The organism is Solicola agrisoli (genome assembly GCF_049059935.1).
Taxonomy (GTDB): Bacteria; Actinomycetota; Actinomycetes; order Propionibacteriales; family Nocardioidaceae; genus JAURVT01.
In genome coordinates, this window is sequence record NZ_JBMGQR010000003.1 from 76,468 (window position 1) to 90,896 (window position 14,429).

A 14,429-nucleotide genomic window follows, 5' to 3' on the forward strand; every position below is an offset into this window, starting at 1 on the left:
CTGCCGAGCGCCGCGGGGGCGTCGTCAGGAGGTGCCGGGGAAGGACCCCAACCCTACCTTCGCGAAGCCTACGTCCGGGGTAGGACACCCTCGACCGCGACCGACGTCGGCAGGTCGCTCAGGAGCTCGAGCGGACGACGTCCAGGGCGTGCTGGAGGTCGGCGTGGTACTCCGAGGTGAACGTCACGTGCTCCCCCGTGCGCGGGTGCTCGAAGCCGAGGCCGACGGCGTGCAGCCACTGGCGCTCCAGGCCGACGCGCGCCGACAGGGTGGGGTCGGCCCCGTACTGGATGTCGCCGACGCAGGGGTGCTTGAGCGCGCTCATGTGGACGCGGATCTGGTGGGTGCGGCCGGTCTCCAGGCCCACCTGCAGCAGGCTCGCGAACCGGTGCGCCTCGAGCGTGTCGTAGTGGGTGACGCTGGGCCGGCCGTCGGCGATCACGGCGAAGCGCCAGTCGTGGCGCGGGTGGCGTCCGATCGGGGCGTCGACGGTGCCCTGGAGCGGGTCGGGGTGGCCCTGCACCAGCGCGTGATAGGTCTTGTCGACCTCGCGCTCCTTGAAGGCGCGCTTGAGGGCGGTGTAGGCCATCTCGGACTTCGCGACGGCCATCAGGCCGCTGGTGCCGACGTCGAGGCGGTGGACGATGCCACGGCGCTCGGCGGCCCCCGAGGTGGAGATGCGGAACCCGGCCCCGGCCAGGTGGCCGACGACCGTCGGCCCGTTCCACCCCACGCTGGGGTGGGCGGCGACGCCGGCGGGCTTGTCGACGACGACGAGGTCCTCGTCGTCGTGCACGACCACCATGTCCTCGACGACGTGGGGCACGATCTCGGCGACGTCACGCTCGTGCGGGATGCTCACCTCGAGCAGCGACCCGCCGACGACGCGCTCGGACTTGGCGGGCACCGAGCCGTCCAGCTGCACGTGGGAGTCGGCGACGAGGTCGGCGGCGCGGGTGCGCGAGACGCCGAGCAGGCGGGCCAGGGCGGCGTCGATGCGCTCGCCGGCCAGTCCGTCGGGGACGTAGAAGGTCCGGGTCTCGAGCTCGACCTGGTCGCTCACTCCGACGAGTCCTTGGACGGGCCGGCAGCCGGCTCGTCCTTCGTGGGGGCGTCGGCCTTCGCGTCACCGGTCTTCGCGTCGTCGGAGACCTTGCGGCCGTCGACGCCGATGCCGCGGAACGACTGGAGCGCGACCAGGCAGGCGGCGACGACGATGCTGGAGTCGGCGATGTTGAACACCGGCCAGTTGGGCAGGGCGAGGAAGTCGATCACGTGCCCGCGCAGCGGCCCGGGCTGGCGGAACATGCGGTCGGTGAGGTTGCCGAGCGCGCCGCCGAGCAGCAGCCCGAGCGCCAGGGCCCAGACCGCGCTGCGCAGGCGTCGGGCCACGACCGCGACGACGACGCACACGACGATCGCGATCGCGCTGAGCACGATCGTGAAGCCGGTGGCCATGCCGAACGCGGCACCGGGGTTGCGGATCAGCGTGAGGTCGAGGACGCCGGGGACCACCTCGACGGGCGGACGCCCCTCGAGCCGGTCGACCGCGACGATCTTGGTGACGAGGTCGACGACGTAGACCGTGACGAGCACCAGGGCGAAGAGCCGCAGCCGACGCCTCCGGGGAGGTGCGGACGTGGGGTCCTGGGACTCGGTCCTGTCGTCGTCGCTGGGGTTCAGCGACGCTCCTCGCGCTGTTTGCATGGCATGCACAGTGTTGCACGCGGGAACGCCATCAACCTCATCTTGCCGATGGGGTTGCCGCAGCTCTCGCACTGGCCGTAGGTGCCGGCCTCGATGCTGTGCAGCGCCTTCTCGGTCTGCTCGAGCATGTCGCGGTGGTTGGCCGCCAGCGACATCTCGGAGTCGCGCTCGAGGCTGTTGGAGCCGACGTCGGCCTGGTCGTTGCCGGCGCCGTCGACGCCCCCGGCGAGGAAGTCGGCGAGGTCGCGCTCGGCGGTGGTGATCTCGCCCACCAGCCGGTCGCGGTCGGCCTCCAGCTCGCCACGGACCTCGGCCAGCTCGGCGTCGGTCCAGGGCTCCTCGTCGGCCTTGACGACCAGCGCGGTCGGCTCGGCCTTCGCGGCGGGCGCCTTCTTCGCGGCGGTCTTCCTGGTGGCGGACTTCTTGGCTGGGGTCTTGCTCTCCGCGGGCTCGCGGGGCGGGACGGTGGTGGTCACCGGCACAGTCTTCCCGGTGGTGGCCTTCTTCGCCCGACCAGCCTCCTTCTTGGCCGGTGCGGCCTTCGTCACCGCGGTCTTCTTCGCCGGTGCGGCCTTCGTCACCGCGGTCTTCTTCGCCGCGGTGGTCTTCTTCGCCGCCGCCTTCTTGGCCGGTGTTGCCTTCGTCGCGGCAGCGGTGTTCTTGGTCGCCGTCTTCTTCGCCGGCGCCGCCTTCGTCGCGGCAGCAGCCTTCTTGGTCGCCGCCTTCTTGGCCGGCGGGGACTTCTTCGCCGGCGCGGCCTTGGACGCGGCAGCGGTCTTCTTGGTCGCGGCCTTCGTCGCCGGCGCGGCCTTCTTCACCGCCGCCTTCTTCGCCGGGGCCTTCGGGGCGGACGGCGCGTGCTCGACGACGGTCTCGGTGGAGGCCCCCGTCCGACGTCCCCCGACCTTGCGAGCCGCCCCCCTCAACGCCGCCGCACCCCGTGCGACCGCGCCCTTCTTCGGCTGTGCCTTGGCCATGTCGGCTCCTTCGAGCGACCGTCGCGTGGACCGCGAAGGTCTTGTCGTGCGCGCGACACTAGGCACCAGGGCCGGTGACGGCAACAGGCCTCGCCGCTGCGCGGGAGAAAACCGGCATCCACGACGGGGTCAAACCCCGTCGCGTCGCGCTTCGGCGCCCTCGTAGGATGGGAGGAGTCGCACGGCGTCGACGGGGCCATCACCCCCGAGCCGCGGGAAGAACGGCGGGACGCCCGCTCACTAGACCCCGCAGCGACGACCTGGAGCGGGCGCCGGCACACCGGCGTCAAGGAGGGTGGTACCGCGGGAGGCGCGAGCAGCGCCGATCGTCCCTTCGTCACCGAGCCCCCGGCTCCACCGACGAGGAGATCACCGCATGGCAGCCCAGGGCTACCGTCCCGTCCCCGCGCACGTCGACCTGCCGCAGCTCGAGCGCGAGATCCTCGAGCTCTGGCGTGACGAGCGCACCTTCGAGCGCACCCTCGAGGCGGGCGCCGACGCACCCCGCTGGACGTTCTACGAGGGGCCGCCCACCGCCAATGGCGTGCCGGGCACCCACCACGTCGAGGCGCGGGTGTTCAAGGACGTCTTCCCGCGGTTCAAGACCATGCAGGGGCACCTCGTCGAGCGCAAGGCCGGCTGGGACTGCCACGGCCTGCCCGTCGAGATCGCGGTCGAGAAGGAGCTGGGCTTCAACGGCAAGCCCGACATCGAGGCGTTCGGCATCGCCGAGTTCAACGCCCGCTGCCGCGAGGCGGTCCAGCGCAACGTCGGCCAGTTCGAGCAGATGACCGAGCGCATGGGCTACTGGGTCGACACCGACGCGCCCTACCGGACGATGGACTCCTCCTACGTCCAGAGCGTCTGGTGGGCGCTGGGCCAGATCCACGCCAAGGGCCTGCTCGTTGAGTCGCACCGCGTCGCCCCGTACTGCCCGCGCTGCGGCACCGCCCTGTCCGACCACGAGCTGGCGCAGGGCTACGAGACCGTCGTCGACCCGTCGGTGTACGTCCGGTTCCCGGTCGCGAGCGGCGACCTCGCCGCCCGTCACGACGGCCTGGCGCTGCTGGTCTGGACCACCACGCCCTGGACGCTGGTCTCCAACACCGCGTGCGCGGTCAACCCCGACGTCGACTACGTCGTGGCCCGCACTGGCGACGGCGAGCTGCTGGTGGTCGCCGAGGCGCTGCGCGAGCGGGTGCTCGGCGAGGACTCCACGGTGCTCGAGACGTTCGTCGGACGCGACCTGGTGGGCACGCCGTACGTCCGCCCGTTCGACCTGCTCGAGTTCCCCGAGACCGACGCACCGGTCCACACCGTGCTGGCCGCCGACTTCGTCACCACCGAGGACGGCTCGGGCGTCGTGCACGAGGCGCCGGCGTTCGGTGCCGACGACCTCGAGCTGTGCCGCTCGTACGGCCTGCCCGTCGTCAACCCGATCGGACCCGACGGCACCTTCGACGCCGCGCTCCCGCTCGTCGGCGGGGCGTTCTTCAAGAAGGCCGACGAGGTGCTCGTCGCCGACCTCGACGCGCGCGGGCTGCTGTTCCGACACGTGCCGTACGAGCACTCCTACCCGCACTGCTGGCGGTGCCACACGCCGCTCATGTACTACGCGCAGCCCGCCTGGTACGTCCGCACGACGGCGGCCAAGGACGCGCTGATGCGCGAGAACGCCGACACCAGCTGGTTCCCCGAGACGATCCAGTGGGGCCGCTACGGCGACTGGCTGGAGAACAACGTCGACTGGGCGCTGTCGCGCAACCGGTTCTGGGGCACTCCCCTGCCCATCTGGCGCAACGAGGACGACCCGTCCGACGTCGTGGTGGTCGAGTCGCTGGCGCAGCTGTCGGAGCTGACGGGCCGCGACCTCGCCGACCTCGACCCGCACCGTCCCTTCATCGACGAGGTCACGTTCACCCGCGACGGCGTCGCGGGCACCTACCGTCGCGTGCCCGAGGTGATCGACGCGTGGTTCGACTCCGGCTCGATGCCCTTCGCGCAGTGGGGCTACCCGCACGCGCCCGGATCGGACGTCGAGTTCGAGCGCGCGTTCCCCGCGCAGTACATCTGCGAGGCGATCGACCAGACGCGCGGCTGGTTCTACTCGCTGATGGCCGTCTCGACGCTGGTCTTCGACCGCAGCTCGTACGAGAACGTCGTCTGCCTGGGCCACATCCTGGCCGAGGACGGCCGCAAGATGTCCAAGCACCTGGGCAACATCCTGCTGCCCATGCCGCTCATGGACGAGCACGGCGCCGACGCCCTGCGCTGGTTCATGGCCGCGTCCGGCTCGCCCTGGTCGGCCCGCCGCATCGGGCACACCGCGCTGCAGGAGATCGTCCGCAAGGTGCTGCTGACGTACTGGAACACCGTCGCGTTCCACGTGCTCTACGCCCGCAGCGCCGGCTGGACGCCGTCCGACGGCGGCCCGCCGCTGGCCGAGCGTCCCGTGCTCGACCGCTGGCTCGCCGACCGCACCCAACGGCTCGTCGGCGACGTCACCGAGGCGCTCGAGCGGTTCGAGACCCAGCGGGCCGGCGGCGCCGTCGCGGCCTTCGTCGACGACCTGTCCAACTGGTACGTGCGTCGCTCGCGCCGCCGCTTCTGGGCCGGCGACCCCGCCGCGCTCACCACGCTGCACGAGTCGCTCGAGGTGCTCACCCGGCTGATGGCGCCGCTGGTGCCGTTCACCACCGAGCGCGTGTGGCAGGACCTGGTGCGCCCCGTCGACGACGCCGCGCCCGACTCGGTCCACCTGTCGACGTGGCCCGTCGCCGACACCTCCCAGCTCACCGACGGCCTGGACGCGAGCGTCGCCCTCGCCCGTCGAGTGACCGAGCTGGGACGCGCGGCGCGCGCCGAGGCCAAGGTCCGCACGCGTCAGCCGCTGCGTCGGGCGCTCGTCGGCTCGGGCGCCTGGTCGCGCCTGGGCGAGGAGCTGCGCGCCGAGGTGTGCGCCGAGCTCAACGTGCAGGCCCTCGAGTCGCTCGGCGACGCCGGCGGCGACCTCGTCGACCACTCGGCCAAGGGCAACTTCCGCGCCCTGGGCAAGAAGCACGGCAAGCGCACCCCGGTGGTCGCGGCCGCCATCGCCGAGACCGACGCCGCGGCCCTGGCCGCCGCGCTGGCCGCCGACGGCCGCGCGACCGTGGTGGTCGAGGGCGAGGACGTCGAGGTGGACGCCGACGACGTCATCGTCGCCGAGCGCCCCCGTGAGGGCTGGTCGGTGGTCAACGACCAGGGCGAGACCGTCGCCCTCGACCTCGACCTCGACGACGACCTCGTCCGCGCCGGCCACGCCCGCGAGGCGGTCCGGCTGCTGCAAGAGGCCCGCAAGAACGCGGGGCTGGAGGTCAGCGACCGGATCACCGTCCGCTGGCACGCCACCGGCCCCGTCGGCGAGGGCCTGCGCGCCCACGGCGCCGAGGTGGCCGAGGAGGTGCTCGCGACCTCGTTCGACGAGGCCGCCTCGGCCGACGAGCTCGGTGCCGACGCGGTCACCGATGCCGACCTCGGCGTGGCGTTCGTGCTCGCCCGGGCCTGACGCCCGCCGAGTGGCGCAGCCCCCCCGCCGAGTGGCGCAAACCTGACGGTCTACCGGTCGGTAGCCGACGAACTTGCGCCGCTCGGCGGGAGGGTTGCGCCACTCGACGATGGGGATGGAAAGGACGCGGGGACGACGAAGGGGCACCATCCCTGGCGGGATGGTGCCCCTTCGTGTGCGCGGGTGCGTCAGCCGTGCGAGGAGTCGTCCTCGCCGAACAGCGACTTGAGGCGCTTGGGCGTGTGCTCGGTGGAGCCGCTGCTGCTGCCCGGCAGCGTCTCGCTCGGCATGGCCTCCTGGCCCTCGAGCGACGCGAGCTGCGACTGGAAGTAGTTCTTCAGGCGGCTGCGGTACTCACGCTCGAACGAGCGCAGGTGCTCGATCTCGCGCTGGAGCTCGTCGCGCTCCTTCTCGATGCGGCCGAAGGCCTGCTGACGACGCTCGGCGGTCTCGGAGTCGAGCTTCTGCGCGCGCATGCGTGCCTCGGTCTCGAGCCGGTCGGCCTTGCCGCGCGACTCGTTCTCCAAGCGCTCGGCCTTGGTGCGGGCCTCGCCGACGATGCGGTCGGCCTCGTTCTTGGCACCCTCGACGAGCTCGTCGGCGTTGTTCGTCGCGATCTCGAGCAGACGAGCCGCGGCGCTGGACGCCTCGGCGACGGACGCACGGGCCGGGGTCGGCGCGGCCGCGGCGACCACGGGGGCCGGCGTGGGCTCGGGCGCCGGGGCCGGCGGGGGCGCCTGCTGCACGACGGGCTCGGGCTCCGGCTCGGGCTCGGGGGTCGGCGCCTGGATGGCGCGCGTCTCCTCGGGCGCGGACTGGGGGGCCGGGCTGGACGAGGCGGCAGCGAGCTTGCTGCGCAGGTCCTCGTTCTCGTTGGTCAGCCGCTCGAGCTCGGCCTCGACCTCGTCGAGGAACTGGTCGACCTCGCCCATGTCGTAGCCCTCGCGCAGACGAACAGGCGTGAAACGCTTGTTGCGCACGTCCTCAGGCGTCAGCGGCATGACTTCACCTCGGCATCGTTTCGGTTGGACATGTCGCTCACACCGTACTCCGTCCGTCGGGGGGAAAAGCAATCGGACCCGCAGGTCGGCGCCGCACGTCAGGGGCGTGCGGCGCGGGTCAGAAGAAGACTCGGTTGTTGATGATCACCAGAAGGTACAGCGCGATGAGCAGCACCATCGGTGACAGGTCCAGCGCCATGGCGCCGAGGCGCACGGGCGGGATGAAACGGCGCACGAACCGCAGCGGCGGGTCGGTGGCCGAGTAGATGATCTCGCACAGGACGAGGATCGGGCCGCGCGGGCTCCACGAGCGCGCGAGCATCTGCACCCAGTCGAGGACGAACCGGGCGATGAGGATGAAGATGGCGATCCCGAGGACGAACGAGATCAGGCTGCCGACTTGTGTCATGCGGTCAGCTCTGGTTGAAGAAGCCGCCCTCGGCGAGGCGCTGCTTCTCCTCCGCCGCGACCGTGACGTTGGCCGGCGAGAGCAGGAAGACCTTGCTCGTCACCCGCTCGATGGTGCCGTGGACGGCGAACACCAGGCCGGCGGCGAAGTCGACGAGACGCTTGGCGTCGCTGTCGTCCATCTCCGAGAGGTCCATGATGACCGGGATGCCCTCGCGGAAGTGCTCACCGAGCGTGCGCGCCTCGTTGTAGGTGCGCGGGTGCAGCGTGGTGATGCGAGTCAGCTCGACCTGCGGGGCCGGTGCCGCGACGGGGCGGCGGTCGTCGAGCCTAGCGACGGGGGCGTGCTCGTCGTCGCGGACGGCGCGCACCGGACGGGCGGCCGGACGCGTGTCGCGGGCGGTCTCGTTGTCGGGCGAGCCGTCGACGTCGTCGTCCCAGCCCGCCTGCTCGACGAGGCCGAGGTACTCACCCACCTTGCGCATTGCGCCAGCCATGGTCCGTTGACCTCCGGGTCCGCGGCTCGTCGCCGCAATGCCTACACGTGAACTGCTCCGACGGACCTCCGGCCCGCGCGCTCACACTATCGGGTGGGAGCACGCTCACCGAGCACGGCGCGCCCGACACGCACGTGTGTCGCGCCCGACGCGACGGCCTGCTCGAGGTCGCCGCTCATGCCGGCCGACAGCACGTCGGCCCGGGGGTGCGCGGCCCGCACCTGCGCGGCCACCCGGGCCAGCTCGGCGAACGCCGGCAGGGGGTCGACGTCCAGCGGGGCGACCCCCATCACGCCGCGCAGCACCAGCCCGTCGGCGGCGTCGACGGCGTCGGCCAGCGCGGGCACCTCGGCGGGGTCGGCGCCCGCACGCTCGGCGGCGGCGTGCTCGTCCTCGGGGTCGTCCAGGCTCACCTGGACGAGCACCTCGACCTCACGACCGGCACGGTCGGCGCCGTTGGACAGGCCGTTGACCAGCTTGGCGCGGTCGAGCGAGTGCACGACGTCGGCGTACGACCCGATCGCCGAGGCCTTCTTGGACTGGATCGCGCCGACGAAGTGCCAGCGAAGCTCGTGACCGGCGGCGAGCACCTCCTCGCGCTTGCGCCCGGCCTCGGGGTGACGGTTCTCGCCCACGTCCGTGACGCCCAGCTCGGCCAGGAGCACGACGTCGCTGGCGGGGTAGGTCTTGGTGACGACGACGAGCGTGACCTCGTCACGGGACCGGCCGGCCGCCTCGCAGGCGGCCACCAGCCGCTGCTCGACCTCGGCCAGGCCGGCGGCGAGGTCGTCGCGGCGGCTCACGCCCGCACCCGGACGAGCGCGCCGAGCCGGCCCGACTGCTGGCCCTGACGGCGGTAGGAGAAGAAGCGCTCGTCCTCCATCGTGCACATCGAGGAGGTGTCGGCGAGGTCGGTGACCCGGACGTCGCGTCGCTCGAGCTGGGCTCGCACGCCCGCGGCGACGTCGAGGGCCGGCGTGCCCCACGAGGTGGTGGACCAGGAGGTCGGCTCGACGGCGGCGACCTCGTCGCGCATCTGCTCGGGCACCTCGTAGCAGGCGCCGCAGGCCCGCGGACCCAGCCAGCCCTCGATGCTGGTGGCCCCGAGGGCCCGCATCTGCTCGACGGCCGCACCGGCGACGTCGATGACCATGCCCGGCCGCCCGGCGTGCACCACGCCGACCACGCCGGCGGCCGCGTCGGCGAGCACGACGGGCGTGCAGTCGGCGACCCGGACGAGCAGCGCGACGCCGGGGTCGGCCGTGACGAGCGCGTCGGCCACCGGGACGGGGCCGCTCGGGGTGCGGGCGTCGACGACGGCGACGTCGCGGCCGTGGAACTGGCTCATCCGCACCACCCGGGCGGCGGGGACGTCGAACGCCTCCGCCGCCGCCCCCAGGTTGGTGGCGACCCGGTCGGGGTCGTCGCCGTTGCTCGTGCCGAGGTTCAACGACGACCACGCGCCACCGCTGACGCCGTCGTGGCGGTCGGTGAACGCGAGGTCGATCGGGCCGGTCTGCTGGTGGTACGCGAACACCCGGCCAGTGTCCCCTACCGGCTCCCTACTTCAGGAAGTCGGGGATGTCGAGGTCGTCGCCGTCGTCCTGCCGCGGGGCGGGACGCTGGAACGTGCGCTGCGCGGGCTGGCCGTTCGGGCGCTCGCCGCGGGGGCCGTCCTGCGACGGGGCCTGGCCGCCGCCGACGCCGACCGGCACGGGCTGGCGCGGACGGTCGACCTGGACGGGCGCGGTGTCCTCGCCGTCGGTGCGACGCGGCTGCTCGCCGCGGGGCTCGGGGCGCTGCGGGAGGCTCTCGCGACGCAGCGCGGGCTGCGAGGTGTCGCGACGCTTGGGCGTGCCGCCGTCGAAGCCGGCCGCGATGACCGTGACGCGGACCTCGTCACCCAGGGCGTCGTCGATGACGGCACCGAAGATGATGTTGGCCTCCTCGTGCGCGGACTGGCTGACCAGCGCGGCGGCCTCGTTGATCTCGAACAGGCCGAGGTCGGAGCCGCCGGCGATCGAGAGCAGGACGCCGTGCGCGCCGTCGATCGAGGCCTCGAGCAGCGGGCTGGACACCGCCATCTCGGCGGCGGCGACGGCGCGGTCGTCGCCGCGGGCCGAGCCGATGCCCATGAGCGCCGAGCCGGCGTCGGACATGACCGACTTGACGTCGGCGAAGTCGAGGTTGATCAGGCCGGGCGTGGTGATCAGGTCGGTGATGCCCGAGACGCCCTGCAGCAGCACCTGGTCGGCCTGCTTGAACGCGTCGAGCACGCTGACGTTGCGGTCGCTGATCGACAGCAGCCGGTCGTTCGGGATGACGATGAGGGTGTCGACCTCCTCGCGCAGCTGCTCGATGCCCTCGTCGGCCTGGTTCGCGCGGCGGCGACCCTCGAACGCGAAGGGGCGGGTGACGACGCCGATGGTGAGCGCGCCGAGCGACCGGGCGATGCGGGCCACGACGGGCGCGCCCCCGGTGCCGGTGCCGCCGCCCTCGCCCGCAGTGACGAACACCATGTCGGCCCCCTTGAGGACCTCCTCGATGTCGTCCGCGTGGTCGTCGGCGGCCTGGGTGCCGGTCTCGGGGTTGGCGCCGGCGCCGAGGCCCCGGGTGAGCTCGCGACCGATGTCGAGCTTGACGTCGGCGTCGCTCATGAGCAGCGCCTGCGCGTCGGTGTTGATCGCGATGAACTCGACGCCCTTGAGACCGACCTCGATCATCCGGTTGACGGCGTTCACCCCGCCGCCGCCGATGCCGACGACCTTGATCACGGCCAGGTAGTTCTGAGCAGCCACGGTGTGCCCTCTCGTGTCACGGGGTGTCCCTCAACTCTCACGCTCAAGTAGAGGGTTATAGTTATGTCAGGTTGCTGATGAGAGGAACGCTACGGACGCGCACGCGCCCCGCGGCGCCGACACGCGGGTGTGGCGGCTGTGAATTGCACGGATGTGGTTCGGGACGCGTCGCGGCGACGGGCACCGCCCTCACCCACCGTTGGCGACGGCGGGAATCGGCGTATGGCCGCGTGGGGTGGCCATACGCCGATTCTCCCGTCGGCAACCGCGACCGCAGGCGTCAGGTGCGGGTGGTGGGGCGGGCAGGGGCGCTGACGTCGTAGACCTTGGCGGGCACCTCGAGCAGCGGGAGGAGCACCTCGGCCTTGCGGGCTGACTGCGACGCGCTCCCCCACCGCACCTGGTCGCCGCCGCTGAGCACCAGGGTGATGGCGTCCATGCTGGAGGCCTGGACGCGCTGCACGCGCCGTGCGACCTCGGGGTCGAGGGCGGTGACGACGCGCGCGATCTCGCGCAGCGCGTCGGTGCGTGCCGACTCGCCTCCCTCGGACGTGAGGGTGACGCTGGGCAGCCGCTTCGGGGCGCTGTCGTAGGTGCGGAACAGCACGCCCTCGGTGTCGAGGCCGCGGATGGTGTCGCCCTCGCGGACGACGGCGACGGCCTGCCGCTCGCGCACGTCGACCACCAGGGTGCGCGGCCAGGCGCGGGTGACGGTGACCTCGCGGACGCGCGGCATCTGCTCGACGCGTCGCACCACGGCGTCGGTGTCGACGCGCGCGAGCGGGGTGGTGGACGCCACCGCGGCCTCGCGCCGCACGTCGGCGATCGACAGGGTGTCGAGACCCTCGACCTGCACCTGGCGGGCCGAGAGCAGGGTGGAGAAGCCCACCGCCCAGGTACCGGCCGCGAGCACCGCGACGACGAGCACGCCGACCACCCAGGGCCACCAGCGGCGCCGGCGGACGGCCTGGCGCCGACGGCGGAACCGGTCGAGGCCGAGGCCGCTCACGACCGCTCCAGCAGCCCGAGCAGAGCGGGGGCGACGGTGGTGACGTCGCCGGCGCCGAGGGTGAGGACGAGGTCGCCGGGTCGGGCGAGCCCGTGCAGCTGCTCGGCCAGCTCGGGCAGCGGACGTCCGGCGTGCGCCTCGGTGCCTGCGGGGACGGCGTCGAGGACCAGCGCGGACGTGACGGCCGGGTCGGGGTCCTCGCGGGCGAGGTAGAGGTCGGCCACCACGACGACGTCGGCGCCGCCGAGCGCCTCGCCCATCCGGGCCCCGAACAGACGGGTGCGGCTCACCAGGTGCGGCTGGTAGGCGACGACGAGTCGTCCGTCGCCGGCCAGCGAGCGCGCCGCCTCGAGGTCGCCGACGATCTCGGTGGGGTGGTGCGCGTAGGAGTCGTAGACCCGGACGCCCGCCGCCTCGCCGATGCGCTCCATCCGTCGTCGCGCGCCGGCGTGCCGTCCGAGCCCCACGGCCAGCGCGTCGAAGGGCGCGCCCGTCTCGAGACCGGCGGCCAGCGCGGCGAGGGCGTCGAGGACGTAGTGGCGCCCCGGGACGGCGAGCGTGACGGTGCCGAGCCGCTCCCCCGCGCGCTCGACGGCGAACGTGGTGCCGCCGTCGGCGGGGTGCAGGTCGGTGGCGCGGAGGTCGGCGTCGGGGGTGGTTCCCACGCCCACGACGCGCAGCCCGCGCCCGCGGGCGAGGTCGGCCAGGCGGGCCGCGCCCGGGTCGTCGGTGACGGCGACGACGAACCCGTCGTCCTCCACCCGGGCGACGAAGTCGGCGAAGGCGGCCTCGTAGGCCTCCTCGGTGCCCCAGGTGTCGAGGTGGTCGGCGTCGACGTTGGTGACGACGGCCCCGTGCGGGCGGTACTCCAGGAACGCGCCGTCGCTCTCGTCGGCCTCGGCGACGAACGGCTCGCCGTCACCCCCGGCGTTGCCGCCGAGCGTGGCCACCTCGGCGCCGATGGCGTAGGTGGGGTCGAGCCCGGCCTCCAGCAGCGCGGAGGTGAGCATCGAGGTGGTGGTGGTCTTGCCGTGGGTGCCGGCCACGGCGATCACGGACCGGCCGAGCATCAAGGACAGCAGGCCGGCCGAGCGCGGGTAGAGCCGCAGGCCCAGGCGACGTGCCTCGACGACCTCGGGGTTGTCCTCGCGGACGGCGGTGGACACCACGAGCGTGTCGACGCCCTCGACCTGCGAGGCGTCGTGGCCGACGAACGTGCGGGCCCCCTCGGCGGCGAGCGCGCGCAGCACGACGGAGTCCTGGCCGTCGCTGCCGCTGACGGGCACGCCGCGGCGCATCAGCAGCCGGGCGATCGCCGACAGCCCGGCGCCGCCGATCCCGACGAGGTGCACGCGTCCGAGCTCCTCGGGAGGCAGGACTGCCAGCGGCACCTCGAGCCTCACGACCGCACCGCCGCGAGCACCATCTGCGCGAGGACGACGTCGGCGTCGTTCGGCACCAGGCCCGAGGCGGCCCGCGACATGTGCGCGAGCCGGGCGGGGTCGGTCACGAGGCGCACGACGACGTTCTCGATCCACTCGGGCACGAGGGCGTCGTCGTCGATGAGCAGCGCTCCCCCGGCCTCGACCACGGCGTGCGCGTTGAGCGCCTGCTCGCCGTTGCCGTGGGGCAGCGGGACGAAGACGGCGGGCAGGCCCACCGACGACACCTCGGTGACGGTGTTGGCGCCGGAGCGGCAGAGCACGAGGTCGGCGGCGGCGTAGGCGAGGTCCATCCGGTCGACGAAGCCGCGCACCTGGTAGGGCGGGTCGCCGGCGACGCGCGACGGCTCGACCTCGTCGGTGCGTCCGGCGACGTGCAGCACCTGCACGCCGGCGTCGGCCAGCGCCCGGGACGCGCCCGACACCGCGTGGTTGATGCTGCGGGCGCCCTGCGAGCCGCCGGTGACGAGCAGCGTCGGACGGTCGGCGTCGAGGCCGAACGCCTCGCGTCCCTCCGCGCGGGTGGCGGCGCGGTCGAGCGAGGAGATGGCACGACGGATCGGCAGGCCGATGAAGCGGGCGTGCGCGAGGTCGGTGTCGGGGAAGCTGGTGGCGACGTGCCGGGTGAACCGGGCGCCCAGCTTGTTGGCGACGCCCGGCAGCGCGTTGCCCTCGTGGACGACGATCGGCAGCTTGCGGCGACGGGCCGCCAGGTAGGCCGGCACCGACACGTACCCGCCGAAGCCGACGACGACGTCGGGCTCCACCCGGTCGAAGACGCGGGCGGTGTCGCGGACGGCGCGGCGCAGGTTGAGCGGCAGCAGCGCGAGGTCCTTGCTCGGGCGGCGCGGCAGCGGCACCGGGGGCACCAGCTCGAGCGGGTAGCCCGCCGCGGGGACGAGGTCGACCTCGAGCCCGCGCGGGGTGCCGAGGCAGGTGATCTCGACGTCGGCGTCGATCTCGGTGAGCGCGGCGGCGGTGGCGAGCAGCGGGGACGTGTGACCGGCGGTGCCGCCACCGGCGAGCAGGACGCGAGGGGCCAC

The 14,429-nt window shown here is 73.3% G+C and carries 13 protein-coding genes; 1 reads left to right on the plus strand and 12 read right to left on the minus strand.

Going from position 1 to position 14,429, the window contains the following annotated elements:
* Positions 1 to 118: 118 nt before the first annotated feature.
* Genes ACI6PP_RS02235 through ACI6PP_RS02245 form a run of 3 tightly spaced genes read right to left on the minus strand, consistent with a single transcriptional unit; the run spans position 119 to position 2,684 of the window.
* A complete protein-coding gene (locus tag ACI6PP_RS02235; RefSeq protein ID WP_421108700.1) occupies positions 119 to 1,063 on the minus strand; it encodes an RluA family pseudouridine synthase in 945 nt (314 codons plus the stop codon).
* Positions 1,060 to 1,707 carry a signal peptidase II gene (lspA, locus tag ACI6PP_RS02240; RefSeq protein WP_421108701.1) on the minus strand — a complete coding sequence of 216 codons (648 nt, stop codon included), beginning with the start codon at positions 1,705 to 1,707 and terminating at the stop codon, positions 1,060 to 1,062. Before lspA ends, ACI6PP_RS02235 begins: the two co-directional genes overlap by 4 nt.
* Positions 1,680 to 2,684 carry a TraR/DksA family transcriptional regulator gene (locus ACI6PP_RS02245; RefSeq protein ID WP_421108703.1) on the minus strand — a complete coding sequence of 335 codons (1,005 nt, stop codon included), beginning with the start codon at positions 2,682 to 2,684 and terminating at the stop codon, positions 1,680 to 1,682. Before ACI6PP_RS02245 ends, lspA begins: the two co-directional genes overlap by 28 nt.
* A 376-nt stretch (positions 2,685 to 3,060) precedes the next feature.
* Here ACI6PP_RS02245 and ileS point away from each other — a divergent pair, with 376 nt between their 5' ends.
* Positions 3,061 to 6,231: an isoleucine--tRNA ligase gene (ileS, locus tag ACI6PP_RS02250; RefSeq protein WP_421108705.1), complete on the plus strand. Its 3,171-nt coding sequence runs from the start codon at positions 3,061 to 3,063 to the stop codon at positions 6,229 to 6,231.
* Between the two features lie 188 nt (positions 6,232 to 6,419).
* On the opposite strand, the gene ACI6PP_RS02255 is transcribed toward ileS, so the two are convergent.
* The 9 genes from ACI6PP_RS02255 to murG all read right to left on the minus strand — a co-directional run bounded on the left by ACI6PP_RS02255 (position 6,420) and on the right by murG (position 14,429).
* Positions 6,420 to 7,232 carry a DivIVA domain-containing protein gene (locus tag ACI6PP_RS02255; RefSeq protein ID WP_421108707.1) on the minus strand — a complete coding sequence of 271 codons (813 nt, stop codon included), beginning with the start codon at positions 7,230 to 7,232 and terminating at the stop codon, positions 6,420 to 6,422.
* Between the two features lie 118 nt (positions 7,233 to 7,350).
* A complete protein-coding gene (locus ACI6PP_RS02260; RefSeq protein ID WP_421108709.1) occupies positions 7,351 to 7,641 on the minus strand; it encodes a YggT family protein in 291 nt (96 codons plus the stop codon).
* 4 nt (positions 7,642 to 7,645) lie between these two features.
* Complete coding sequence (locus tag ACI6PP_RS02265; RefSeq protein ID WP_421108710.1) at positions 7,646 to 8,137, minus strand: cell division protein SepF; 492 nt, start codon at positions 8,135 to 8,137, stop codon at positions 7,646 to 7,648.
* An 86-nt stretch (positions 8,138 to 8,223) separates the two neighbouring features.
* Complete coding sequence (locus ACI6PP_RS02270) at positions 8,224 to 8,940, minus strand: YggS family pyridoxal phosphate-dependent enzyme (protein ID WP_421108712.1); 717 nt, start codon at positions 8,938 to 8,940, stop codon at positions 8,224 to 8,226.
* Entirely contained in the window at positions 8,937 to 9,674 is a 738-nt protein-coding gene (locus tag ACI6PP_RS02275) for a purine nucleoside phosphorylase YfiH/LACC1 family protein (RefSeq protein ID WP_421108714.1), read from the minus strand. The genes ACI6PP_RS02270 and ACI6PP_RS02275 overlap by 4 nt, the downstream gene beginning before the upstream one ends.
* Before the next feature lie 25 nt (positions 9,675 to 9,699).
* On the minus strand, positions 9,700 to 10,935 hold the full coding sequence (ftsZ, locus tag ACI6PP_RS02280; protein WP_421108716.1) for a cell division protein FtsZ: 1,236 nt from the start codon (positions 10,933 to 10,935) through the stop codon (positions 9,700 to 9,702).
* 280 nt (positions 10,936 to 11,215) lie between these two features.
* Positions 11,216 to 11,944, minus strand: coding sequence for a cell division protein FtsQ/DivIB (locus ACI6PP_RS02285; RefSeq protein ID WP_421108718.1), 729 nt, complete (start codon positions 11,942 to 11,944; stop codon positions 11,216 to 11,218).
* The gene (murC, locus tag ACI6PP_RS02290) at positions 11,941 to 13,347 is read right to left on the minus strand and encodes a UDP-N-acetylmuramate--L-alanine ligase (RefSeq protein ID WP_421108719.1); all 1,407 of its coding nucleotides are present in this window, start codon (positions 13,345 to 13,347) and stop codon (positions 11,941 to 11,943) included. Before murC ends, ACI6PP_RS02285 begins: the two co-directional genes overlap by 4 nt.
* A complete protein-coding gene (murG, locus tag ACI6PP_RS02295) occupies positions 13,344 to 14,429 on the minus strand; it encodes an undecaprenyldiphospho-muramoylpentapeptide beta-N-acetylglucosaminyltransferase (protein ID WP_421108721.1) in 1,086 nt (361 codons plus the stop codon). The genes murC and murG overlap by 4 nt, the downstream gene beginning before the upstream one ends.

Coding starts and splice junctions, on each gene's coding strand:
- ACI6PP_RS02265 (WP_421108710.1), bottom strand. CDS start 8,137: ATGGCTGGCGCAATGCGCAAGGTGGGTGAGTACCTCGGCCTCGTCGAG.
- ACI6PP_RS02255 (WP_421108707.1), bottom strand. CDS start 7,232: ATGCCGCTGACGCCTGAGGACGTGCGCAACAAGCGTTTCACGCCTGTT.
- ACI6PP_RS02245 (WP_421108703.1), bottom strand. CDS start 2,684: ATGGCCAAGGCACAGCCGAAGAAGGGCGCGGTCGCACGGGGTGCGGCG.
- ileS (WP_421108705.1), top strand. CDS start 3,061: ATGGCAGCCCAGGGCTACCGTCCCGTCCCCGCGCACGTCGACCTGCCG.
- lspA (WP_421108701.1), bottom strand. CDS start 1,707: ATGCAAACAGCGCGAGGAGCGTCGCTGAACCCCAGCGACGACGACAGG.
- ACI6PP_RS02260 (WP_421108709.1), bottom strand. CDS start 7,641: ATGACACAAGTCGGCAGCCTGATCTCGTTCGTCCTCGGGATCGCCATC.